Source organism: Flavobacterium flavigenum (genome assembly GCF_027111255.2).
Lineage (GTDB): Bacteria > Bacteroidota > Bacteroidia > Flavobacteriales > Flavobacteriaceae > Flavobacterium > Flavobacterium flavigenum.
The window spans coordinates 1,716,786-1,741,138 of sequence record NZ_CP114285.2 but is presented as its reverse complement, the minus strand read 5'-3'; the positions used below and the strand labels follow the sequence as shown (position 1 = coordinate 1,741,138).

The following is a 24,353-nucleotide window of genomic DNA, read 5'->3' as shown; positions in this document are numbered from 1 at the left end:
GCCTTTTGTCTGGAAATTTGTTTGACAAACTGTTTTTAATGTTGCAAAAAGCTGCTGTTTCTGCTTTTGCTCAATCCTGTTTACTCACAGTCTTACTTCTGGAAACAACTTAAAGTTGAATAAAAAAAATCAAAAATGAAAGCAACAATCGTTACTATTGGAGACGAAATTTTAATAGGTCAGATTATTGATACTAACTCCGGATTCATGGCTAAAGCATTAGATCGAATTGGAGTTGAGGTGAGGGAGATGATTTCGATAAGCGATGATAAAAAACATATTTTAGATACTTTTTCACAACTCCAGAATAAAGTCGATCTGGTGATTGTAACTGGAGGATTAGGTCCAACTAAGGATGATGTTACAAAAAAAACTTTTTGCGAATATTTTGATGATCAGCTGGTTGTAAATCCGGAAGTTTTGGCTCATGTTACCCAGTTAATCGAAGGTCATTTTAAACGTCCGATTACGCAGATGAATAAAGATCAGGCTCTGGTTCCTTCTGCATGTACCATACTTTATAATAAAGTTGGTACAGCGCCCGGAATGTGGATGAAAAAAGAAAATACTGTTTTTATTTCGTTGCCTGGAGTACCTTATGAAATGAAGTATCTGGTTGAAGAAGAAATAATTCCTAAAATTGTCCGCGAATATAAACGTCCTTATATTATTCATAAAACCATTTTGACTTACGGGCAGGGCGAGAGTTTAGTTGCGGAACGTATTGAACATTGGGAAAATAATCTGCCTGAGTTTATTAAATTGGCATATCTTCCAAATCCGGGTCGCGTACGTTTGAGATTGACCGCGAGAGGTACAGATAAAGAGGTTTTGGAGGCGGCAATAGAAGAAAATGTAAAGTCATTGGATGCTATAATTCACGATATTATAGTAGGTTTTGATGATGATGAAACTATCGAAGTTGTTGTAGGGAAATTGTTAGTTCAGCAAAATAAAACTATTTCAACTGCTGAGAGTTTTACTGGCGGAAAAATTGCTTCATTATTATCTGCTGTTCCGGGAGCGTCTCATTACTTTAAAGGCAGTGTTGTTTCGTATGCAACAGAAACGAAAGTGAATGTTCTTGGGGTTCCGCAGAATCTTGTAGATGAATTTTCAGTAGTCAGTGCAGAGGTAGCATCGGCTATGGCTTTAAATGTAAAACAGTTGCTTAAAACTGACTATGCTATTGCTACAACAGGCAATGCTGGTCCATCGAAAGGTGACTCAGATGCTGAAATTGGAACTGTGTTTATTGCTTTGGCCACGCCAAATGGTGTCATTACAGAAGAATTTAACTTTGGGCAACCACGTGAAAAAGTGATAGATAGGGCTACCATTAAGAGTCTGGAAATATTACAGAAAGAAATTTTGAAAATTGTGTAATATTTTTTTGTTAAATGGTTTATTTTTCTTTTCTTTGCACCCTGATTTTGAATAACGATAAAAGATAAGTATAATGTCAAGAGTTTGTGACCTTACAGGTAAAAGAGCGATGGTAGGAAATAACGTTTCTCACGCTATGAACAAAACTAAGAGAAAGTTTTCTGTAAACTTAGTTAAAAAGCGTTTTTATCTTCCAGAAGAAGATAGATGGATTACTCTTAGAGTAGCAGCATCTACGATAAAAACAATTAATAAAAATGGAATCACTGCTGTTTTGAAAAAAGCGCAGTCAGAAGGATTTATCAAATAATCTTTTCCTAAATAAATATATAGCAAGATGGCAAAGAAAGGTAATAGAATCCAGGTAATTTTAGAATGTACTGAACACAAGACTTCTGGTGTTGCAGGGACTTCAAGATACATCACAACAAAGAACAAAAAAAATACTCCGGACAGATTAGAGATTAAAAAATTTAATCCAATCTTGAAAAGAGTAACTGTTCACAAAGAAATTAAGTAATAATTAGAGGTTTAATAAAATTTCAAATCCAGTCATTTGTTTTTTTATTAATTTCAATAACATTTGAATCATGGCAAAGAAAACCGTAGCATCGTTACAAACAGCTTCTAAGAGATTGTCAAAAGCCATCAAAATGGTTAAATCTCCTAAAACTGGTGCATATACATTCGTAGAATCTATTATGGCTCCTGAAGAAGTTGATGAATTCTTGAAAAAGAAATAATTACAATTACATTATATAGAAAAGCTACTTTCATTCGGAAGTAGCTTTTTTATTTTTTATATTTGTTTAAAATTTAAAGAAGCATTGCAAATTGGCTTTTTTTGATAATGAATCCCCGCTTTTTGCTACAATGTTTTATTCTGAACTCCAGAATAAAGGTGTTTTGGCTGAAAACGTAGATTACTTAACTCCGATTGAAAAGGAAGTTATGTGAAATATAATCGGGGCTAAATTAAGCAATGGGCTTTCTTTAAAGATTTGGATTTCAGATTATCTAAAATCTTAACATCTTAAACCTACAAAATAAATGAGTTTTTTTAAAAAATTATTCTCTTCCGATAAAAAAGAGACTTTAGATAAAGGTCTTGAAAAAACAAAAACAACTTTTTTCTCAAAGTTAAGCAAGGCTGTAGCCGGAAAATCCAAAGTTGATGATGATGTATTAGATAATCTGGAAGAGATTCTGGTAGCATCTGATGTAGGAGTAAATACTACTCTGAAAATTATCGAAAGAATTGAAAAACGTGTTGCTGAGGATAAATATTTAGGGACAGACGAATTGAACCAGATTCTTCGAGATGAAATCGGGGCTTTATTGTCTGAAACCAATACAGGGGAAGCAACAGAATTTGAAGTTCCAAAAGATAAAAAACCGTATGTTCTAATGGTTGTCGGGGTAAACGGAGTAGGTAAGACCACTACTATTGGTAAGTTGGCGTATCAATTTAAAAAAGCCGGACACAAAGTGGTTTTGGGAGCTGCAGATACTTTTCGTGCGGCTGCAATCGATCAATTACAGGTTTGGGCAGACCGTGTTGATGTTCCAATTGTGAGACAAAATATGGGAAGCGATCCTGCTTCTGTCGCTTTTGATACTTTGCAGTCAGCCGTAGCACAAAATGCTGATGTAGTAATTATTGATACAGCAGGCCGTTTGCATAATAAAATTAATCTGATGAACGAGCTTTCAAAAGTAAAACGTGTAATGCAGAAAGTTATAGCTGATGCTCCTCACGATGTACTTTTGGTTTTGGATGGTTCTACAGGTCAAAATGCCTTTGAGCAGGCAAAACAGTTTACAGCAGCAACTGAGGTAACTTCCCTGGCTGTTACAAAATTAGACGGAACTGCAAAAGGCGGCGTTGTAATTGGCATTTCAGACCAGTTTCAAATTCCGGTAAAATACATAGGTGTCGGCGAAGGAATTGAAGATTTGCAAGTCTTTAATAAATATGAATTCGTTGACAGTTTTTTTAAATAATTCCTTAAACATAAAATGAAAAATATACCTCCTGTTGCATTTTATTTTGCAAGTGTTCTGTGTTTTGTTATTGCAAATGTTTCAAAAGATAAAAGCTTGTCTTTTTATTATGTTCTATTGGTATTGGGGCTGTCTTTCTTTTTTGCAGGAATGTTGAAAAGAATCCGTACAAAGCGATAGTTTTTTTCTATTTGCTTTTTTAATTTATTCAAAAAGCTTCTGCACGGAATGCAAAAGCTTTTTGAAAAGTAAGGGATGGAAATTACTGTAATTCTTTTGTGTTATTGGTATAATGCACTAATTTTCTGCCATAACACCTTATCAAAATCAGATAAGGCCAGATTTACATTATCAGCAGCATCTCCCATTCTAATGACAACCATTTTTTTGCTTGGAATAACATAGATTTTTTGATCGTTTTTTCCCAGAGCCATAAACATATCGCTTGGAGCAGTTGGAATTACACTTCCCTGAAAAGTAAGTTGTGATTGAGGAAGATGATAATTCGCTTTTCCGTTTAGCCACCAAAGGTAACCATATCCTAAATTAATATTTTGGGATGTGTTAGTGGCTTCATTGAAATAAGTTTCATTCAAAATAGTATTGTTATCCCATTTTCCTTTATTCAGCATCAGTAAACCAAAACGCGCCATGCTTCTGGTAGTGCTTGTATAAACGCTGTTTACGCCTAATTGAACCCAAGTGCCATCCATCCCAATTTTATCTCTCAATTTAGCGTTGAAATAGACTGACCAGTTCTGTTTGCTTGCTGCTGCAACAAGATCCTGAAGTTTTACGTAAACATTATGATATGCCCAGCGTGTACCTGCATCGGCTTTGTAGATTAGATTGGCTGGTTCAACATCATCAGTGCTGTCATCAAGACCTGATGTCATTGTTAGTAGATGTTTGCAGGTAATTAAATTCTCTTTCGCAAGTGTTTCGCTTGTCCACCCAGTGCCCAGATATTGAGATACTTTATTGTTAATGTTGATAAGGTCTTCCTGTTGGGCAATTCCTGTAACGGTAGAGGTTAATGTTTTTCCTGCACTTGCCCAATACCAGTTTTTGGTTGCTGAATGATCTCCGAAGTAATTTTCTAAAACGATTCGGCCATTAACCAAGATGATAAATGATTTTGAATTTTTGAGTTCTAAATAGTCTAAAAGCGGCTGAACAGCATTTTGGTTCCACTTTAGGCCTGATATAGATTGGGTTTCCCAAGTATTTCCTGTCAGAGGAGGGAAATACATGTTTTGTGTTGGAGTGGTGTCAGAGCTGTTGTCTTCTTTACTACAGCTGATGCATACTAAGAGAATCAGGATCTTGTAAATTGTTTTAGTCATGGTTTATGTTTTTGGTTTGTGGTATGACCAAAAATATATAAAATAGTTTAATGTGTTTAGCAGATTTTTATTTCTTTTAAAGTTTATAAAGTTAACTTTGTAGTTCTCTAAAAATCTTTTGAAAACCGGAGCCCTAGCCCTGATGGAAGCGGCATCCTTTTTCCTGCTGCTGCCAGCAGGAAAAAGATATAGCGGACAGCACGAAACAGCTTCTTATTAAAATATATAGTATGAAAAACACTTTTATGATTTTGGTTGTGTCGCTTTTGTTTGTGGGCTGCAAACAGGAAATTAAACCGGCAGATATTGCAAAACTGAATGGCTATTGGGAAATTGAAAAGGTGGTTTTTGATAAAGGTGAGGAGAAGTTATACGGAATGAATGAGAACTTTGATTATTTTCAGATTAAAGGGACTAAAGGGACACGGACAAAAGTGATGGCACAGCTTGACGGAACTTTTTTGACAACAAATACTTTTGAAAATGTATCTGTTCGTTTTACAGATAAAGGAGTGTTTTTGGATTATAAAACGGATTATGCAAAGTGGAGCGAAGAGCTGATTTCAATTTCAGATGAGACTTTTGTTGTGAAAAATAATCAGAATAAAGAATATCATTATAAAAAATCAGGACCAGTAAATTTATTAAAAGATGGCGAAAAGACTAAATAACGAAAGTACGATTGGAGCTGTTTTGCAGCAGATTATTCAGGTAAATAAATTGCAGCCCGGAATGGATCAGATTGATGTAAAAGACGCGTGGGCAAATTTGATGGGGAATGGTGTAAAAACGTATACAAGAAATGTTATCCTTAAAGGTACTACACTTTATGTAGAACTGGCATCAGCTGTTTTACGTGAAGAATTAAGTCATGGGAAATCCAAAATCGTTAAAATGATAAATGAAGAGTTGGGGCGTGAGGTTGTGAAGGATGTGGTTTTACGATAGACTTCTTAGAATTTTAGGCTAACTTAGATAGCTAGATTTTTAGATTGTTGGATTGAAAAAAAAAGTGATTAAAAAAAGGAAACCCACTTCAACGAAGTGGGTTTCCTTTTATAAGATTTTAAGGAATCTAAGTATGTCTAAAAATCCAATAATCTAAGAAGTCTAAATTAAAACTGCTCTCTTCCTGCAAAGTGGAATGCACTCTCGATAGCTGCATTTTCATCACTGTCAGATCCGTGTACTGCATTTTCTCCGATAGAAGTTGCGTATGCTTTACGAATAGTTCCTTCAGCAGCTTCAGCAGGATTTGTAGCTCCAATTAAAGTTCTAAAATCTTCTACAGCGTTGTCTTTTTCTAAAATTGCAGCAACAATTGGTCCGCGTGACATGAATTCTACTAATTCTCCGTAGAAAGGTCTTTCTGCGTGAACTGCGTAAAATGCTTTTGCATCAGCTACAGTTAACTGCGTTAATTTTAATGAAACGATTTTGAAACCTCCGTTTGTAATCATTGCCAGGATATTTCCGATGTGTCCGTTTGCAACTGCATCAGGCTTAATCATGGTAAAAGTTCTATTTGTAGCCATTTTTTGTGTTTTTTAAATTTGGTGCAAAAATAGAACTTTTTTGCGAATTGATTTTAATATATTCACAATTAAAATAGGTTACAATGATGTTTTGAATAATAAAAATCTAAATAATGAATCATGTTGCAAAAAAAAGAGAGGCACTGCTAAGCGTCTCTATAAATAGGTGGAATATTTTTAAACTTTAAATATTAATTTATTTCTGTAGAATATCCACAAAATAAATGTCCAGATGCAAACGTAAACCAGTGCACCGGCTAATGAGGCTGTCATTTGGTTACTGAAGAATGGCGCAATCCAGAAGCGGTATAAGAAATCTAAAAGATTGGTTTGTTCTTCGGGATTTTTTGGATTTTGAAACTGGATCATTACCAAAGCCTGCGGAATAATCTGAGAACAGAAAAAAACAATTATCGGATTTACACCCCAGATAAGGAATGGTTTAAAACCTTTTTTATATTCTGCAATATCAATCAGATAATATAATATGGTAAAAAATACGGTTGCCAATCCAGTTGTGAATAAAACGTAACTGCTTGTCCAAAGCGATTTGTTGATTGGAAAAACCAAATCCCAAAGTAATCCTGAAATGACAAGAAAAGCACCAATCCTGCCCATTTTTAATGCTTTTTTTACTTTAGAACTATCACTTTGCAAAAGCTGTCCAATTAATAGTCCGATAATTCCATTTACAATGGATGGAATGGTACTTAAAATTCCTTCTGGATCCCAGGTGACAGTACCGCTATACATATGACCTTTTAGCAAAATACTATCAAGCCATGATGCCAGATTGGTTCCTTTTTCAAGATTTGCTTCTCCAATTCCGGGAACGGGAATCAGTGTCATTATAGCCCAATATCCTAATATTAAAACTGCTCCGGTTATAATTTGTGTTTTTAAATTAGTTTTTAAATATAAAAGTGAAACTACGAAATATACAATGGCAATTCGTTGTAAAACCCCAGGAAGCCTTACATTATGATAGGCTTCTATATCGCTGTAGGCCAAAACCAGATAAATAAGCAGAATTGAAAAAGCTAAAATGTTTTTTACTTTAGAACTAAAACTTCCCATTAAAGCATAACCAATAGCAATGGTTATGGCTAATCTTCCAATTAAAAGTGGAATTCCGTCGAGTCCGAATAATTGAATTTTACCAAAAAAGTTGAAGAAAATTCCCAGACATAACATTCGAAGTGAGCGGACTAAAATTTTACTGAATGTTGTACTGCCATAAAATTTTTCAGGCATCGCAAGCGGAACAGCAACTCCCATAATAAAAACAAAAAAAGGAAATACCAAATCGGTTGGGGTGCATCCATGCCAGTCGGCATGTAAGAGAGGAGGATAAACATTGCCCCAGTCTCCGGGATTGTTGACAATTGTCATTAATAAAATAGTGAGTCCACGAAAGACATCTAGCGAAATTAAGCGTTCTTTTACCATTTGTTTTGGGTAAATTGGTTAGTTAATTATTTTAAAAATCGCTATTTGGTTTGAAACAATAATCCGGAACGGAGTGGTTATTTTATTCCTGATTGTTGTAGTATTTTATCGGTATCTATATTGTAATAATTGAAAAATTAGTTTCTAAAGGTTTTAATTTTTGAGTTAATAATGGAATTAATTGTTCGCCTTTTTCTAAATAAAATTCAGAAAAATTGACCTGACGTTCCTGTAAACTGTTATTTGGAAACAATTCGCACTGCAAGTCAGTAACTCTTTTTAATTGATCCTGCAATTTTCTTTTTTGTGCTTTAAGCAAACGTTTTTCAAGGTTTTCAAGACCTTTTGTCTGTTTAATTTCCTGAGCTTTTACTGCACCTGAAAAAGATTTATCGGTTTGATCTGCTAATTCGTAAAGATATTGAAACTGGGTTTTCAGAATTTCTTTTTGAGCAGATAAATCAATTGTAAAAGCTGATATTTTATGTGTTACAGCGTTTAATAAATCTTCTTGTTTCGTAAATAAGTCTTTCCAGTTTAAATGCAACTGATCTGCTTTTTTAACCTGTTTTTCGGTTGCCAGAAGTACTGAATTACGGACTAAAAGTATTGGGAAAGTTATATTTACGGCATCAAAAAATGATTTCAATTCCAGCCAGTAAGCAATTTCTCCGCCTCCGCCAATGTAGCATAAATTAGGTAAGATAATTTCCTGATACAACGGACGCATAATTACATTTGGACTGAATTTTTCAGGATTGTTTTCTAGTTCAGAGAAAATTTCTCCCTTAGAAAATGAGATTTTCGTATTGTTTATAAAGTATCTGTCTTTTTCGAAAATGATTCTCTCACGCAAATTATCTTCGATATAAAACAAATTAATTTCGCGTGGATTTACCTGAACACTATAATCGGTCAGTTTTTCGATTGTTTTCTGTACAGTTTTAAACGAAGTCTGCTTTACTAATTCTTCTTTTGCATACGGTATAAAAGCTCGTTTCAGGTCAGAATCATCTGCATCAATGATAACCAAGCCCTGAGAAGCAAATAGACTATTGGCTAAAAAACGTGTTGCATCTGCAAGATTATCATGTTTCAGATAAGCATCTTCAAACAGTTTTTTCAGCGTATTGGCATTCGTACTTGATCCCAATTCTAAAGCATAAATTTCCAGAAATTCGGCTAAACCTTCCGTCGAGAGTCTTCCAACAGGCCCCGTACTTTCTTTGTTCCAACGGAATTTTTTTCCTTTAAAATTAAAATAATTGATTTCTTCAAAATCATGATCTTCCGTTGCCATCCAGTAAATCGGAACAAAATTATTCGATGGATATTTCGACTTTAATTCTTTGGTAAGATTAATAGTTGAAATGATTTTATAAAGAAAATATAATGGTCCGCTGAATAAATTTAGCTGATGACCTGTTGTAATTGTAAATGTGTTTTCTAGTGTTAAAAGTTCAATATTTTGTTTAGTCGAATCTGAGATTTCGATATTTTGATATTGTTTTTTTAATGTATCTACTAATGCAACCCGATTTGCGTTATCAAAATTTGATTGCTTTTCGATAATTTGTTTTTCGAAATTTTCAAGTGTTGGAAAGTGATTGTACAGCGGTTTTAATTCTGGTTTCTGATCTAAATAGTCTTGCATCAATTTAGAGAAATACCCTGAGTTTTGATAGCTGATACAGTCGGTTGGCATAATTTTGAATTTATTTTTGACAGCTGTAAATTTAATGAAAATATGCAGTTAAAAATGGTTTTAACGATTGCTTATGATTTGATTTTTATTTTTTGGTTTAAAAACTTTGTAATCAGCTTTTTAGTTTTTTGAGAAGTTGTGTAACAATGAAAATTTACAAAATTTGTTAAAAAACTTGAGTGTTGTGAAACTAATTTTTCTAAAACTGAATTATTTACAATGAAACTCTATTTTTGCAGATAAAAAAGTTATATAAAAGTTATATGGAAAGTAACCCTAATCAAAAGAACTCCTTAAAGCATGTTCTGTTTGGAAGCCTTATTGGCACTACAATTGAATTTTTTGATTTTTATATTTATGCCAATGCAGCCGTATTGGTTTTTCCTCAATTATTTTTTCCCGGTTCAGATGCTACCATGGCAACTTTAGAATCATTAGCTACTTTTTCAATAGCCTTTTTATCCCGTCCGCTGGGTTCTGCTTTTTTTGGACATTATGGAGATAAAATCGGTCGAAAATTTACATTAGTTGCAGCCTTATTGACTATGGGAATTTCTACAGTTACAATAGGATTTTTACCTGGTTATGCCAGTATTGGTGTGGCCGCTCCATTGTTATTGATGCTTTGTCGATTTGGACAAGGTGTAGGTTTAGGAGGAGAGTGGGGAGGAGCTGTTTTATTAGCCATTGAAAATGCACCACCACACAAACGTGCCTGGTACGGGATGTTTCCGCAATTGGGAGCGCCAATCGGATTGTTGCTTTCAGGAGGGACTTTCTTGTTGCTGACGGATTCCATGAGTAATGAAGATTTCATGAATTACGGCTGGAGAATTCCTTTTATCGCCAGTTCGCTATTGGTTATAGTTGGTTTTTATATCCGAACCAAAATTACAGAAACTCCATCATTTGAAAATTCTAAAAATGCGCACGAAGAAGTAAAAGTTCCGTTTTTGACTCTTATTAAATCCTATAAAAACCAATTAATTTTCGGAACATTAGCAGCAGTAACTACATTTTTGGTATTTTATTTAATGACCGTATTTACCCTGAGCTGGGTTACTTCAGATTTAGGTTATGTAAAAAGAGATGCTTTATTGATCCAACTGTTTTCGGTATTGTTTTTTGCTATTTTTATTCCGGTTTCAGCTTTGGTTGCAGATAAAATTGGCCGTAGAAAAATATTAATTTTTACAACAATTGCTATTGCGATTTTCGGATTTCTCTTTTCGTTATTCCTCAATTCAGGAAGTCCGTTTTTAATAACCTCTTTTGTTTGTATCGGAATGTCTTTGATGGGCTTTACTTATGGACCTTTGGGAACTTTTTTATCAGAGTTGTTTCCTACGACTGTTCGTTATTCAGGTGCTTCCTTGACTTTTAATCTGGCAGGAATTTTAGGTGCCGCTTTTGCACCGATGATTGCCATTTGGCTGGCCAGTACGTATGGTTTGAATTATGTTGGTTTTTATCTGACAATTGCGGCTTTTGTTTCTTTAGTTTCCTTTTTAGTGATTTCTAAAAAAGTACATCAGTTTTAGTATTTTCAAAACTAATTTATACCGAGGTAACGAGTCATTCGTTACCTCTTTTTTTTGGATTAAATTTAGAAGCAGAAAATTAGGTTTTTAATTAAACAAAGTCCCGCTTTCCGTTGCAAACGAAGTTCACTGAACTCCGATTGAAATAAAAGTTAAGTGAAGTAATCTTTTATGCCAAACCCCGGCAAAAAAGGATTTTCACTGCAAACGAAGTTCACTGAACTCCGATTAGGATAAATGTTAAGTGAAGTAATCGGGGCTAAGGGGATAAATTTTGTTTTTTATGAACATTCTATAATCATCGCTTTTAAACATTGGAAATAATGAGTATGGTTAGGGTTTAAAAAATGAAATAGATGTAAAAAAAATAATTTTTAAACTGCTTATTTTTTAGTGCTTTGAAAATATTTTAAGAAAGTTTTATGATTTAATTTGTTTATTAAAAAAATAATTCACAAAATTTGCATCAGAAAATAAGTAATTAACTATTAATAAACGAAGACAATGTTTGTATTAAACCTTACCTCTCAAAACATCGCATCAGGATCAGATTCTGTTGGCATGTGTCTTCGTGGCTTTTCTCAATCATAGCAAATCAATTTTAGAGATATGAACAAGCCCGAAGGAAAATAACTTTCGGGCTTTTTTTATTCTAGACACTTCAAAAATTCCCGAATATCCGAACTAAATTTATCTGTTTCAGATAAAAATGTTGATCAAAATCTATTGCTCTTAGTTTGCATGATGTTTTGCGTTACATTCTTACGCCTTAAATAGTTTGATGTAAAGCATTCATTTTTTTGCAAAAAAGAAAAAGGCAATATTGATTTTGAAAGAATTTCAATAGTAAAAAACAAATGGGAAATAAATTATCCGGAAAAGACCTGATTAAAATAGGCTTTCCAAAAAACAATAGTATCAATATTGCCTTGGGGCAAATCAACCGATACAGAAAAAGAGAAAAAAAAGAAAGTATATTAACCGAGGCCAAAGAAGTTTTACTGTTTCCGGAAAGATTTACCGGACACGGAACCTGGGGAAAAGTTGCGGAAGGATTAGTAAATCCGGTACAGGTCAGAATGCATCAGCTTAACAACACAAGAGTGCCTTTTTCGATATTCGGAGAAAATGAGATTGATGAACAGGCAAAATATCAGTTGTATGATGCCTTAAAATTACCAATTTCAGTAGCCGGAGCTTTAATGCCGGATGCGCATTCCGGCTACGGATTGCCAATTGGTGGAGTTCTGGCGACAGATAATGCTGTAATTCCTTATGGAGTTGGAGTAGATATAGGCTGCCGAATGAGTTTGTCAATTTTTGATATTCCGGCTTCTTTCTTCAAAGGAAAAGAGCAGCAGCTGCAGGCTATTTTAAAAGACAATACCAAATTTGGAATGTATGAAACTCACACTATTCGTGCAGATCATGAAGTATTTAGCCGAAGTGAATTTCAGGATATTCCGCTTTTGAAAAACCTTTTAAGTAAAGCTTACAAACAATTAGGAACTTCTGGTGGAGGAAATCATTTTGTAGAATTCGGAATTGCAAAAATCACCGATCCGCTTAATGAATGGAAGATCGGAGTTGGGGAATATTTTGCAGTGCTTTCCCATAGTGGTTCAAGAGGTTTGGGTGCTAATATCGCCAAACATTATACGTATCTGGCAACCAAACAATGTCCGTTACCAAAAAATGTGCAACATCTGGCATGGCTGGATTTGAACACTCATGATGGTCAGGAATACTGGCTTGCTATGAATTTAGCAGGAGATTATGCCAAAGCCTGTCATGACGATATTCACCGCCGAATTGCAAAAGCGATTGGAAAAAGAGTGGTTGTAACCATTGAAAACCATCACAATTTTGCATGGAAAGAAATCGTAAACGGCAAAGAAGCTATTGTGCATCGAAAAGGTGCAACTCCTGCAAACGCTGGAGAACTCGGAATTATTCCGGGTTCGATGACTGCTCCGGGATTTATTGTTCAGGGAAAAGGAAATACGGAAAGTTTGAACTCTGCTTCTCATGGTGCAGGAAGATTGTTTTCGAGAAAAAAATGCAAAGAAACTTTTACGCAAAGTGAAATTAAAAAAGTGCTCAAAGAAAACGACGTGACTTTGATTGGCGGTAATATTGACGAAGCGCCAATGGCGTACAAAGACATTAATAAAGTAATGGCAAACCAAAACGAATTGGTAGATGTATTAGGTACATTCACTCCAAAAATCGTTAGAATGGATCGCTAGAAAAAACAGAAATTATGGAAAAAATAATTCAAATAACATCAGGGCGCGGTCCGGCTGAATGCAGCTGGGTTGTGGCTCAGGTGCTGAAAACTTTTCTGGAAGAAGCACATGGTAATAAAATAAAAACAACCTTGCTTAAACGTGAAAAAGGAATCGAAAACGGAACCGTAGAAACAGCCACAATTTTACTCGAAAGTGATAATCTAAATGAATTCGTAAACTCGTGGGTTGGAACTATTCAATGGATCGGGCAGAGTCAGTTTAGGAAATTTCATAAACGTAAAAATTGGTTTATCGGAATTTTTGAAGTTGATAAAGCGACAACGACAGAAATTGCAGAAAAAGATATTCAGTATCAGGCGATGCGCAGTTCTGGTGCGGGAGGACAACATGTAAACAAAGTAAGTTCGGCAGTACGAGCAACTCACGTTCCAACAGGAATTAGCGTAGTGGCTATGGATTCTCGATCTCAGCATCAGAATAAAAAACTGGCAACAGAAAGATTGTTGCAGAAGTTTAAAGATGAAACCGTAAAACATTTCAAAGCCGAATTTCAGGCACAATGGATCAATCAATTACAAATTCAGCGAGGCAATCCGATTCGGATTTTTCAAGGTTCAGATTTTAAAAAACAAAAACAAGTTAAAAATTACAAACAGGAACGGCAAAGATTAAAACGGGAAGATTATTTCGACCGTGAACAATAGAATCTTTGCATTTTCGAATAGAAAAATTATGAAAACAGTAGATAAATATCTTTTTCAGGCATTAGACAATTATCCGTATTGGTTGGAAGGAACCATCGAATCTTTGGATTATGCTTTGTCTTATGATGATAAAAATATCATGGCCTTGTGTTTATACGGTCAGGTTTTCGCAGATCAGTTATTGAAATATGAAGAAGCCAAAGAGTATTTTCAAAAAGCACTTTCGATTAATATTTATGCTTTAGAAGTGTATCCTTTTTACATTCATACCTTAATTTTGAATGAAGATTACGATGAAGCAATGAAACTGATTGATTTTGCATTGACTGTCAAAGGAATCAATAAAGTAGAAATTCTTTTGAAGAAAATCACACTTTTAGAACGTCAGCAAGAATTTAAAAAAGCGTTGAAAGTGATTAAAAAAGTAAAGCTTTCTACAATCAATACTTGCTATGATTATATGATTGAAGAATCTGAAAAAAGGCTGAACAAAAAACTCAATGGTGATACTAAAAAAGATAAGTCGGCCAAGAAGAAAAAGTAAAAAAGAAAGGATGTCAGTTAAATGGCATCCTTTTTTGGTTTTAATTTATCGTTTCAGGCTAAAATGTCCTCTAAATTCTGTTTCATTTAATCGGGTTACAACAAACCAATAATCCGAAGCCGGTAAGTTTTGACCCATATAAGTTCCGTCCCAGGCTGTATTGGGAGCTAGTTCTTTGATGAATTTGCCATATCGGTCAAAAATCCGGATTCCCATATTAGGTTTTAAATAGGCAAAATCAATTGTCCAGAAATCATTAGAACCATCATTATTAGGGGTGAAAAATTTCGGAAATGGAAGTTCATCAACAAAATTGATACAATTGGCTGTAGTGGCTTCCATAATTTGGATTGTCACTGGAGTTCTTTCACTTTCGCAATCCTTTATTGTTTGAGAAGCATAATAGGTAATTCCATTTTGAAGAGGGGTAGATTCTGATAAATTAATTCCTTCTGCAGGCTGATCATACCATTTTATATTTTCTCCATTAATTTTAATGTCATCTATTATAGCATTTTGCTGAATACAGAATGTTTGTGCTGAGTTGGCAATTGGTTTTTGAGTATCCTGAATTTTCACTGTAACACCAAGCTTTCCGCTTTCACAATTATTTAGTGTTTGTGTAACATAATAAGTAGCGTTTTGCAGCAATGTTGTTGCTGATAGATTAGTTCCATTTGTCGTGGCGTCATACCATTTAACATTTGTTCCGGAAATATTCAGATCAGTAATTGTGGCGTTTTCATCAATGCAAAACTGTTGATTGTTATTTCCGTTAGGTAATGGCGTATTATAAACTGAAACTGAAACAGGTGTTCTGTTACTTTCGCATCCAACAGTTTGCGAAGCATAATAGGTTATGTTGTTTTCTAACAAAGTTGTATTTGGTAAAACAGTTGTTGAGGTATTAGACTCATACCATTTTATATTTTGACCTGTAAGGCTGATGTTGTTTAAAGTTGCATTTTCGCTTTTGCAGAATTCTGTATTTCCATTTTTTATTGGAGCTGAAGGCGTATTTACTATTGATACTGTAACTCCGAATTTTTCGCTTTCACAGCCGTTTTTAGTTTGTGTTGCATAATAAGTTTTACCGTTTTGAAGATTTTTTGTAGCTGGGAGAAGATTTCCATTTATAGAAGCGTCATACCATTTTATTTGATTTCCAGTAATTTGAATATCTGCAATTGTTGGATTCTGACCTGTACAGAATGGCTGATTTGTATTTCCTGTTGGAGGAAGAGTATTTTGAATGTTTACTGTAACTGGAATTCTTTCGCTTTCACAGCCATTTATAGTTTGTGAAGCATAATAGACAATATTATTTTGTAGTAATGTTGTATTAAGCAAAAGTGATCCTGTTGTTTGGTGATCATACCATTTTATATTTTGTCCTGTAATTGCGATATCGTCTAAAGTGACATTTTCTTGTATACAGAAAACTTGTGGAGTATTAGCGACCGGAACCGGTTGACTTGTAATAGTAACGGTTTGCTCTTGTTTAGAAGTATTTCCATTTCCATCATTATAATTCCAAACAATAATATAGCTTCCAGGAAGTGTGTATGATAATGGATTCGAAGTTACTCCTGTAATTATCCCTGCGCAGGCATCTGTAGCGGTTGGTAAAGTGTTGATTATAGTATTACAATCACCTGTTATTGAGGGTAAAGTAGCAATATTAGGTATAGGAGCTTGGATATCACCAATAACAACTGTGATTTTTTTAGTATCATCACAACCACCGGTTCCTGTAATCAAGCAGCTGTATTCTCCTGAATTAGCCAAAGAAGCATTTGTAATTACTGGATTTTGGTCTGTTGATGTAAAACCGTTTGGTCCAGTCCAGGAATAGTTTGTTCCTCCGGATGCTATAAGTTCTAATGTTTTGCCAATGCAGACTGGTGAGTTGCTTTTGACCTGTGGGTCTGACAGACAGTCTTGAAATTTGGCTAAATAAACATTACGAATATCTCCAACAGAATTTAATGAATATTTTTCTTGATGGGCTCCAGGGGTCGAAATCCCTTTGGAACTTTGTGTGTTTCCAACTAAATATATATTATCTGATTTGTCTATTGAAATTTTATTAATTACATCTGCTGCAGTATTAATTCCTTCACTATAATTTCCTCCATAATAAGTTCCCCATTCTCTTTGACCATTTTCATCAAGCTTTATCATGTATGCATCACCATACTGAGGAGATGTAGAATATGCATTAGGTGTTGCTATTCCATCTTTTATGTCTGTACAACCTTCTATTATGACTTTGTTTTTAGAGTTAACAGCAATATCTTGAATAATTTCACCAAAGTATGTACCCCAAACCTGTTTTTGTATACTAAGATCAAATTTAATAACATAGCTATTGTAATCAGATCCTAACCAAAATGATGAACGTTGAAAGGTTGGATTAAAAGTATTTGTACTAATTAGATTATTATGTGAATCAGTTTTACCTATGATATATAAAAAATTTTCTTTTACTACTGATTTACTTATAGTTGAAAATCTTGCTCCGTTGCAATAACTTCCCCAAATTCTCATACCGTCCAATGTAAATTTTGCTATCATTGCAGAGCCGTAGCCTATAAAATTTGGTTCATAAGAGTTAGGCGTTGCAATGTCACTAATACTGGTTGTATTTCCAGTTACATACAAAAAACCGTCGTCAGAAATATTGCACGAATTAATTTCGTCATTTCCTGTTCCCCCAAAATAAGTTCCCCATAATCGGACTCCTTGAGGACTAAATTTTACTATATAACCATCACTATCAAGATAACCATCACCATGTATAGGTTGATAACTTCCAGGAGTCGAAATTTGAGTAGTACTTTGTGTTCTCCCCACCAAATAAACATTATCAGATTTGTCAAAGCATAAATCATTTCCAAAATCAAAACTTTCAGCTCCGTAGTATGTACCCCATTCTCTTAATCCTGATGAATTCAACTTCACAAGATATGCAGCAGAATAATCGTACATGTTTTTTGATGGCTGATGCGAATTTGAGGTGGTAACGTTAGTCGCATCGATATGTTCCGTACCTGTAAAATATAGATTTCCATTTGAATCAACTTTTATAGTATATGGAATTACAGAATAGTAAGTTCCCCAAATTCTATGACCATCTTGATCAAATTTAGTAACATATCCAAATCCATTATAATATGTCGACAAGCTTGATTCAGGAATTGAGCCAATTGTAGCTATATTTGTAGTACTTCGGGTATATCCGGAAAAGTAAACATTGTTATTTGTATCATTGCACAAAGCAGTTGAAAAGTCGCCTCCTTCTCCTCCATAATAAGTTCCCCATAATCTTATTGGCACCGGATCAATAATTACAGTTTTGTCTGAAACTTGATTAGAAGTTTTAAACCCATAAACATTATTTTTAATCTTCTTATAACCAACAGAAATCTCCTTTTTGGTGATTCCATCTTCAATCCAGCTAGCTGGAAGCGTTTCTTCCATTTTTCCAAAACGCACATTCATTTGGATTTTATTTTCAACTAAATCTGTTTCGGCACCATTAAACTTTAATTGAATATCGGATATTTTTCCTTTTGGATGAACGATAAAATTATATTCAACCACTTTTTTAGGATCAGCCGGAATCGTAAAAACAACATCAATATTTGGGTAAATATTTTTGTAAGTTATCTGTTTATATTGATGCACTCCAATAATACCTTCGGGTTTGTTTGGAATGTTGTAATAATTGTCAAAATCTTTTGATTCCTGATCTGTAATTAATTCAACTTTCGAATTTGAATTTACAAAATCAATATCTATTCGGTGAAATAAATACTCTAAATCATATTCAGGTTTTTTGTCATGATCTTTTTCCGGAATCTGATAAGGATGGGTTTTCGAAGTTTTCGAAAGAACAATTGGCGTTTTTTTTACCTCATAAATATCATATGAAAAGCCATTTTTTCTTAACTGAACGTTTAAACCACCAGTATTTAAGAGATATTTTACTGCCGTATTCGGTTTGCCTTTCTGATCTGTAATCTGACCTTTGTTTTCTTTAAAACCTATTGCATGATTTGTGCTTTGCGAAAATGTATGGGTAAAAAATAATAAAGATAAAAAAAGTAAAATTCGCTTCATGGCTATGATTTAATGCCCGCAAATGTAATTAAATATCTACAAAATAGAACAAAACTAAGCTGTTGAATCTTTTCGCAAAAAACAAAATAAATATCCCGTATTTTTGCAGAAAATATTTCCTTTTGAAAACCAAGCTTTTTGTAATTACACCGCCCTTTACCCAACTGAATACTCCGTATCCGGCAACCGCTTATATAAAAGGTTTTCTAAACACGAAAAACATAGAATCGTTTCAGGCCGATTTGGGTATTGATGTGATTTTGGAACTATTTTCGAAGAAAGGACTTTTAGATTTGTTTCAGGTTTGCTCCGCCAATTCGGCTTCCAGCCTCGGGTCAGGTTTCAGGTTTCAAGTTGTTGGAAATGAAATCTCGGATAATTCCAAGCGAATCTTTGCTTTACAGGATGAATACATCAAAACCATCGATCCGGTAATCCAGTTTTTACAGGGAAAAAATCCAACATTGGCTTTGCAGATTTGCCAGGAAGATTTTCTACCGGAAGCATCCCGTTTTGCACAGCTGGAAGAACTCGACTGGGCTTTCGGAACCATGGGAACTCAGGATAAAGCGAAACACTTAGCGACTTTATTTCTTGAAGATATTTCGGACTTTATTGTTGAATGTATAGACGAAAATTTTGGCTTTAGCCGATATGCCGAACGTTTGGGGCGTAGTGCCAATTCTTTTGATGAATTATATGAAGCTTTACAGCAGAATTTAACTTATATCGATTCAATTTTAATTTCACTTTTGAAAGCTAAAATTGAAACTGTAAAACCGACTTTATTTTTAATTTCGGTTCCCTTTCCGGGAAATTTATACAGTGCTTTCCGATGCGCGCAATGGGTAAAACAAAATCATCCCGAAATTAAGATTTCAATGGGAGGTGGTTTCCCAAATACCGAATTACGTTCGCTTTCTGACGCACGTGTTTTTGAGTTTTTCGATTTTATTACTTTGGATGATGGAGAAGTGCCAATTGAAGAATTAATTTTCAATTTAGAAAACCCGGATTACAATTCATACAAAAGAACTTTTTTATTAGAAAAAGGAGAAGTTGTCTATAAAAACAATTCCCTAAAACACGATTATAAACAAGCGTATGTAGGAACTCCGGATTATTCTGATCTGCCTTTGGATAAATATATTTCGGTTATCGAAATTGTGAATCCGATGCACCGAATGTGGAGTGACGGGCGTTGGAATAAACTTACTATGGCTCATGGCTGTTATTGGGGAAAATGTACTTTCTGCGATATTTCGTTAGATTATATAAAAGTGTATGAACCTGTTGCCGCTAATTTGCTTTGCGACCGAATGGAAGATTTGATGGAGCAAACCGGTCAGAATGGTTTCCATTTTGTTGATGAAGCTGCACCGCCTGCCTTGATGCGTGCGCTGGCACTTGAAATTTTAAAACGAAAATTGGCTGTCACATGGTGGACAAACATTCGTTTTGAAAAAAGCTTCTCTGCCGATTTATGTTTGTTGCTAAAAGCTTCCGGCTGTATCGCAGTTTCCGGAGGATTGGAAGTTGCCTCAGACCGATTATTGAAGTTAATCGATAAAGGGGTTACGGTTGAGCAAGTCGCCAAAGTGACCAGTAATTTTACAGAAGCCGGAATCATGGTTCACGCTTATTTGATGTACGGTTACCCAACACAGACGATTCAGGAAACCGTTGATAGTCTCGAAATGGTCCGTCAGTTGTTTGAAGCAGGCGTTTTACAATCCGGGTTTTGGCATCAGTTTGCTATGACAGCTCACAGTCCGGTTGGTTTGTATCCGGAGAAATTTGGCGTTACAAAAGCTACAGAAACGATTGGAACTTTTGCCAATAATGATATTGATTATACCGATTCTACAGGAATCAATCACGATAAATTCAGTTTTGGATTAAAGAAATCACTATTCAATTTTATGCACGGAATCTGTTTTGATTACGAGCTACAGGATTGGTTTGACTTTAAAATTCCGAAAACAAAAATAGATCCTGATTTTATTTTTAATGCTTTAGAAGAACAAAACGATTTCAATACAAAACCAAATGCAAAAGTAGTCTGGTTAGGAGGGAAGCCTTTTGCAGAACATTTTACAAAATCTAAAAAAGGAAGAACCTGGGAAATGATGTCGCTGACTTTTCATGATAAAAAAGAAAGTTTTACCATTCAGACAAACAAAGAAGAAGGAGAATGGCTGGTCGAAATCCTGAAAAAAATAACGGTTTCAAATCCTAAAAATTATACTTTTCAGGAAGTGAAAAATAACTTCGAAACTTCGCTTGAAGATTTTGAATTGTTTTGGTATTCAAAACCCGTTAATACTTTACGTGAGTTTGGTTTGTTGGTTTTATAATCAATATTCCACACATTCCCCATCATTAGGAACAGCAGTTTTTGACAAAAGATTATTCTCGGCTAAAGCTTTTTTTAACTCTTCCCTCGTTGTCGGGCAATGATTTAAAGCTTCCAGATGATTGGCAAAAACTTTTCCGGGAGCCAGTGCTGTAAATTTCAGGATATCATTCATTCTCATTAATAACGGCTGTCCAAAATCTAATCTTGTGGTTCCGCAGGCAACAGTTGCAATATCTGGTTTTAATTCGGTAAGAACCCTTTCTGTATCTTTTGTGAAAATAGTATCTGAACTGATGTAAACCGTTTTTTCGTTAAGTAACTCAATAAAAAAGCCCATTACATTTCCCATCAATTTAGCAATAAAACCATAGCCATGAACAGCAGGAATACCCGTTATTTTTCCATCAAGAAAATTTTGTGGCTGCCAGTAATCGAGCGTTTGTGAAACGGTTAAACCTCGTTGGATTATCTTTTTTTCGTCTTTACTACTGCAAATAACCGGAATGGATTTTCTTTTTAGAAAAACTTCCCCGGCTTTGTCAAGATGATCAGGATGTAAATGCGTTATGAGGCAATGCGTGACTTTACTCAGGATTTCCCTGCTGTTTTTTGGAAGTGCTGTCAACGGGTTTCTCTTTGGCGGATAACGAAAAAGGGTAAAAGGAGCTATAGTTTTCCTTTTTCCTAACATAGGATCAATTAAGATGACATGTTTTTCTGTTTCAATGACTAAAGTGGCATTTCGTAAATGATGCAGTTTCATATCTAAAAGTTTACTATTAAAAATACGAAATTTTTTATAATCAAAATCTGTAAATTACATTACAAACCGAAACCCGATTCCATGTAAGTTTTCGATAGAAATACCTTTTTCATTTGCGAGAATTTTTCGAAGGCGCGAAATAAAAACGTCCAGGCTCCGTCCCATAAAATAATCGTCGGTTCCCCAGAGTGCTGTTAAAATCTGCTCTCTTTTTAAGACAGAATTTTTATTATCCAGAAACAATTTCAATAATTCGGCTTCGCGTTGTGTAAGGCCAATCTTTTCTTCGTCATTAAAAAGAATAAAATTTTTGGTGTCAAATTGGTATTTTCCTATTTCATAAATTGCTTTTCCGTGTTTGCTTTTTTTCTGTGAACGTTTTAGAAAAACTTCAATTTTCAGGATCAATTCCTCAATGCTAAAAGGTTTCACAAGATAATCATCTGCACCCAGACGCAAACCTTTAATTCGGTCTTCTTTTAAAGTTTTAGCAGAGAGAAAAATAATTGGGATATCAGTATTGAGTTTTCTAATTTCTGTTGCCAATTCAAAACCATCCATTTTTGGCATCATGATATCAAAAATACAAATATCAAAATCGTCGTTTTTAAAACTTTCCAAACCTGATTTTCCATCAGGACAATGTGTTACATCATAGTCATTTTGCTCCAGATTGTCTTTGGTCAAAAAAGCTAATGTTTCATCATCTTCGGTATAAAGAATTTTAAAGCTGCTCATTTTTATATTGGGATTGACAAAGTTATGGTGGTACCTTTTGTGCTGTTTTGTGTTGCTGAAATTTTCCAGTTTTGAAGGTCGCAAATCTTTTTTACATAATACAAACCCAATCCAAAACCGTTAACCTCATTGCTTTTTTCATTCTGTATTCTGTAAAATTTATCAAATATAAATGAAATATTTTTAGAAGCAATTCCGATTCCGTTATCTTCAAAGGACAGTTTTAAGAACTTATTTTCTGTAAAAATCCCAACTGTAATTTCAGGCTTTTCATTGCAGTACTTTACAGCATTATCCAGCAAATTATAAACGAGATTCGTAAAATGAAATGTGTCAGTTTCGAGTTCGTAATGGCTCGAATCTGTTTTAATTTTAATGGAAACTTCCGGATATTTTAAACGAATATTTTCAATTACTTCTTCAATAACAAGTATGATTAATAAGGATTCTTTCTTTAATTCGAGCGGCGTATAATCAGATTTGGCTATGTTTAAAATCTGTTCAATATGACTGTTTAGCTTGTTGCTCTGGTTAATGATGATATCGGTATAAGTGTGCAGTTTTTTGTCTTCCTTGATTTTATCTTGTCCGATTAAATATTTTGATGCAATTAAAATTGAAGACAGAGGCGTTTTAAATTCATGCGTCATATTATTGATGAAATCACGCTGCAGTTCTGAATATTTTTTTTGCTGCAGAAGAGTCAAAATCGAATAGACGTAAATCAGTAAAATGAAAATCAAAACGATAGATAATACAAACCAAAAACGCATGGAACTAAACAGATAAGTCGTTTCATGCGGAAAACGTACAGCAAAATAATAGACCAGATTTTTGTGTTTAGGAAAATAAACCGACTGTTTAGCTCTTCCTTTATCAGATAATGAAATGTAATTACCATAAACCATTTCGTCGCTTTGGCAATTATACATAGCATATTCAAAATCAGTGGTGATATTCATTTTTTTGAATTCGGTTTTCAAATAAAATTCCAGAATATCAGGTTCAAAATCGTTGTCGATGTTTACGATATAATAATCATTTGCAATTTTTTGTACCGGATTTTGTGCAGGCAATTCATGATTGGTCCCTTCGTGAAGTTTTTTGACTACTTCGAGAAGTGCAATATGAGTTTTTTGACTTAGTTTTTTCTGTTCTAATGTAAAAGCCTCTTTTGTCCAAAGCAATTGTGCAATCAATATACCAATTATGGCTATTAACCCCAGTATGATAATGCTGTTAAGTCTGTTAATTTTCAAGAAAATCTTTTTTTGAGAGTGTAATATTAATCAAATTTAGAATTAAAAATCACGCTTAACAAGTCATTAACAAACATTTGAAACCGGTTAACAGCGAATTGATTTTATGTAAAGTACTTTTGAAATATAAATTTAACTATAAACCATTTTAAAATTTAATAATCATGAAAAGTATCAAAATTTCAATGCTGGTTTTGGCCTTAGGATTAATGTCTTTTTCAGCAATTACACCTATAAAAGTAATCGCTTCAAAAGTAGAAACTAAATTTGATGCTTCTACAATTGTGTGGAAAGCAGAAACAATTGATGTAGGGCAAATTCCACAAGGAACGCCAAAAGCGATTGTTTACGAATTTAAAAATACTGGAAAAACAGCTGTCGTAATTACTAATGTTCAGGGGTCATGCGGTTGTACTGCTACAGATTATACGAAAGAACCAATCCTTCCTGGGAAATCTGCAAAAGTTACAGCAACTTATAATGCGGCAAACAAAGGGGCTTTTACAAAAACGGTTACCGTTACTACAAATGCCGAAAAAACGCCTAAAATCCTGACTCTGAAAGGGACAGTTATCTAAAATAAAGTTGATTATATAAAGGTGGAAAACTCTCGACATGTGATGTGTCGGGAGTTTTTTTTATG

General features: G+C 34.3%; 21 protein-coding genes. 13 read left to right on the top strand and 8 right to left on the bottom strand.

Going from position 1 to position 24,353, the window contains the following annotated elements:
• The first annotated feature begins 135 nt into the window (after positions 1-135).
• From OZP09_RS06680 to ftsY, 5 genes are all read left to right on the top strand, one after another.
• On the top strand, positions 136-1,386 hold the full coding sequence (locus OZP09_RS06680; protein WP_281310495.1) for a CinA family nicotinamide mononucleotide deamidase-related protein: 1,251 nt from the start codon (positions 136-138) through the stop codon (positions 1,384-1,386).
• Between the two features lie 73 nt (positions 1,387-1,459).
• Positions 1,460-1,696, top strand: a complete 237-nt coding sequence (rpmB, locus tag OZP09_RS06675; RefSeq protein ID WP_008468080.1) for a 50S ribosomal protein L28 — start codon at positions 1,460-1,462, stop codon at positions 1,694-1,696.
• A gap of 27 nt (positions 1,697-1,723) precedes the next feature.
• Complete coding sequence (rpmG, locus tag OZP09_RS06670; protein WP_017495179.1) at positions 1,724-1,906, top strand: 50S ribosomal protein L33; 183 nt, start codon at positions 1,724-1,726, stop codon at positions 1,904-1,906.
• 70 nt (positions 1,907-1,976) lie between these two features.
• A complete protein-coding gene (locus OZP09_RS06665) occupies positions 1,977-2,129 on the top strand; it encodes a DUF4295 domain-containing protein (protein ID WP_070261881.1) in 153 nt (50 codons plus the stop codon).
• Between the two features lie 307 nt (positions 2,130-2,436).
• Positions 2,437-3,390 carry a signal recognition particle-docking protein FtsY gene (gene ftsY / locus OZP09_RS06660; RefSeq protein ID WP_281310494.1) on the top strand — a complete coding sequence of 318 codons (954 nt, stop codon included), beginning with the start codon at positions 2,437-2,439 and terminating at the stop codon, positions 3,388-3,390.
• A 281-nt stretch (positions 3,391-3,671) separates the two neighbouring features.
• On the opposite strand, the gene OZP09_RS06655 is transcribed toward ftsY, so the two are convergent.
• The gene (locus tag OZP09_RS06655) at positions 3,672-4,736 is read right to left on the bottom strand and encodes a serine hydrolase domain-containing protein (RefSeq protein WP_269237114.1); all 1,065 of its coding nucleotides are present in this window, start codon (positions 4,734-4,736) and stop codon (positions 3,672-3,674) included.
• Positions 4,737-4,966: 230 nt separating this feature from the next.
• Between OZP09_RS06655 and OZP09_RS06650 the strand changes: the two genes are divergently transcribed.
• A complete protein-coding gene (locus OZP09_RS06650) occupies positions 4,967-5,407 on the top strand; it encodes a hypothetical protein (protein WP_269237113.1) in 441 nt (146 codons plus the stop codon).
• Complete coding sequence (locus tag OZP09_RS06645) at positions 5,388-5,684, top strand: DciA family protein (protein WP_269237112.1); 297 nt, start codon at positions 5,388-5,390, stop codon at positions 5,682-5,684. The genes OZP09_RS06650 and OZP09_RS06645 overlap by 20 nt, the downstream gene beginning before the upstream one ends.
• 167 nt (positions 5,685-5,851) lie before the next feature.
• On the opposite strand, the gene OZP09_RS06640 is transcribed toward OZP09_RS06645, so the two are convergent.
• The 3 genes from OZP09_RS06640 to bshC form a co-directional block, all read right to left on the bottom strand.
• The gene (locus OZP09_RS06640) at positions 5,852-6,271 is read right to left on the bottom strand and encodes a nucleoside-diphosphate kinase (RefSeq protein WP_012026941.1); all 420 of its coding nucleotides are present in this window, start codon (positions 6,269-6,271) and stop codon (positions 5,852-5,854) included.
• 177 nt (positions 6,272-6,448) lie between these two features.
• Positions 6,449-7,720 carry an acyltransferase family protein gene (locus OZP09_RS06635; protein WP_281310493.1) on the bottom strand — a complete coding sequence of 424 codons (1,272 nt, stop codon included), beginning with the start codon at positions 7,718-7,720 and terminating at the stop codon, positions 6,449-6,451.
• Positions 7,721-7,835: 115 nt separating this feature from the next.
• Positions 7,836-9,425, bottom strand: a complete 1,590-nt coding sequence (bshC, locus tag OZP09_RS06630; RefSeq protein WP_269237110.1) for a bacillithiol biosynthesis cysteine-adding enzyme BshC — start codon at positions 9,423-9,425, stop codon at positions 7,836-7,838.
• Between the two features lie 263 nt (positions 9,426-9,688).
• On the opposite strand from bshC, the gene OZP09_RS06625 reads away from it, so the two are divergent.
• The 4 genes from OZP09_RS06625 to OZP09_RS06610 all read left to right on the top strand — a co-directional run bounded on the left by OZP09_RS06625 (position 9,689) and on the right by OZP09_RS06610 (position 14,466).
• The gene (locus OZP09_RS06625; RefSeq protein WP_281310492.1) at positions 9,689-10,966 is read left to right on the top strand and encodes an MFS transporter; all 1,278 of its coding nucleotides are present in this window, start codon (positions 9,689-9,691) and stop codon (positions 10,964-10,966) included.
• Positions 10,967-11,823: 857 nt separating this feature from the next.
• On the top strand, positions 11,824-13,215 hold the full coding sequence (locus OZP09_RS06620) for an RtcB family protein (RefSeq protein WP_281310491.1): 1,392 nt from the start codon (positions 11,824-11,826) through the stop codon (positions 13,213-13,215).
• Positions 13,216-13,229: 14 nt separating this feature from the next.
• Complete coding sequence (prfH, locus tag OZP09_RS06615) at positions 13,230-13,922, top strand: peptide chain release factor H (protein ID WP_269237108.1); 693 nt, start codon at positions 13,230-13,232, stop codon at positions 13,920-13,922.
• Between the two features lie 28 nt (positions 13,923-13,950).
• Positions 13,951-14,466 carry a tetratricopeptide repeat protein gene (locus OZP09_RS06610; RefSeq protein ID WP_269237107.1) on the top strand — a complete coding sequence of 172 codons (516 nt, stop codon included), beginning with the start codon at positions 13,951-13,953 and terminating at the stop codon, positions 14,464-14,466.
• Positions 14,467-14,511: 45 nt separating this feature from the next.
• Here OZP09_RS06610 and OZP09_RS06605 read toward each other — a convergent pair whose 3' ends face one another.
• Positions 14,512-18,591 (bottom strand): Ig-like domain-containing protein, encoded by a 4,080-nt coding sequence (locus OZP09_RS06605; protein ID WP_269237106.1) that lies wholly within the window; start codon positions 18,589-18,591, stop codon positions 14,512-14,514.
• 122 nt (positions 18,592-18,713) lie between these two features.
• On the opposite strand from OZP09_RS06605, the gene OZP09_RS06600 reads away from it, so the two are divergent.
• Complete coding sequence (locus OZP09_RS06600; protein WP_281310490.1) at positions 18,714-20,948, top strand: B12-binding domain-containing radical SAM protein; 2,235 nt, start codon at positions 18,714-18,716, stop codon at positions 20,946-20,948.
• Here the strand turns inward: OZP09_RS06600 and OZP09_RS06595 are convergent, their stop codons facing one another.
• The 3 genes from OZP09_RS06595 to OZP09_RS06585 are packed head-to-tail and all read right to left on the bottom strand — an operon-like array spanning position 20,949 to position 23,710.
• Complete coding sequence (locus OZP09_RS06595) at positions 20,949-21,713, bottom strand: MBL fold metallo-hydrolase (protein ID WP_281310489.1); 765 nt, start codon at positions 21,711-21,713, stop codon at positions 20,949-20,951.
• A gap of 54 nt (positions 21,714-21,767) precedes the next feature.
• A complete protein-coding gene (locus OZP09_RS06590) occupies positions 21,768-22,451 on the bottom strand; it encodes a response regulator transcription factor (RefSeq protein WP_281310488.1) in 684 nt (227 codons plus the stop codon).
• A 2-nt stretch (positions 22,452-22,453) separates the two neighbouring features.
• Positions 22,454-23,710 (bottom strand): sensor histidine kinase, encoded by a 1,257-nt coding sequence (locus OZP09_RS06585; protein ID WP_269237103.1) that lies wholly within the window; start codon positions 23,708-23,710, stop codon positions 22,454-22,456.
• A gap of 164 nt (positions 23,711-23,874) precedes the next feature.
• Between OZP09_RS06585 and OZP09_RS06580 the strand changes: the two genes are divergently transcribed.
• Positions 23,875-24,288 (top strand): DUF1573 domain-containing protein, encoded by a 414-nt coding sequence (locus tag OZP09_RS06580; RefSeq protein ID WP_269237102.1) that lies wholly within the window; start codon positions 23,875-23,877, stop codon positions 24,286-24,288.
• Positions 24,289-24,353 lie beyond the last annotated feature (65 nt).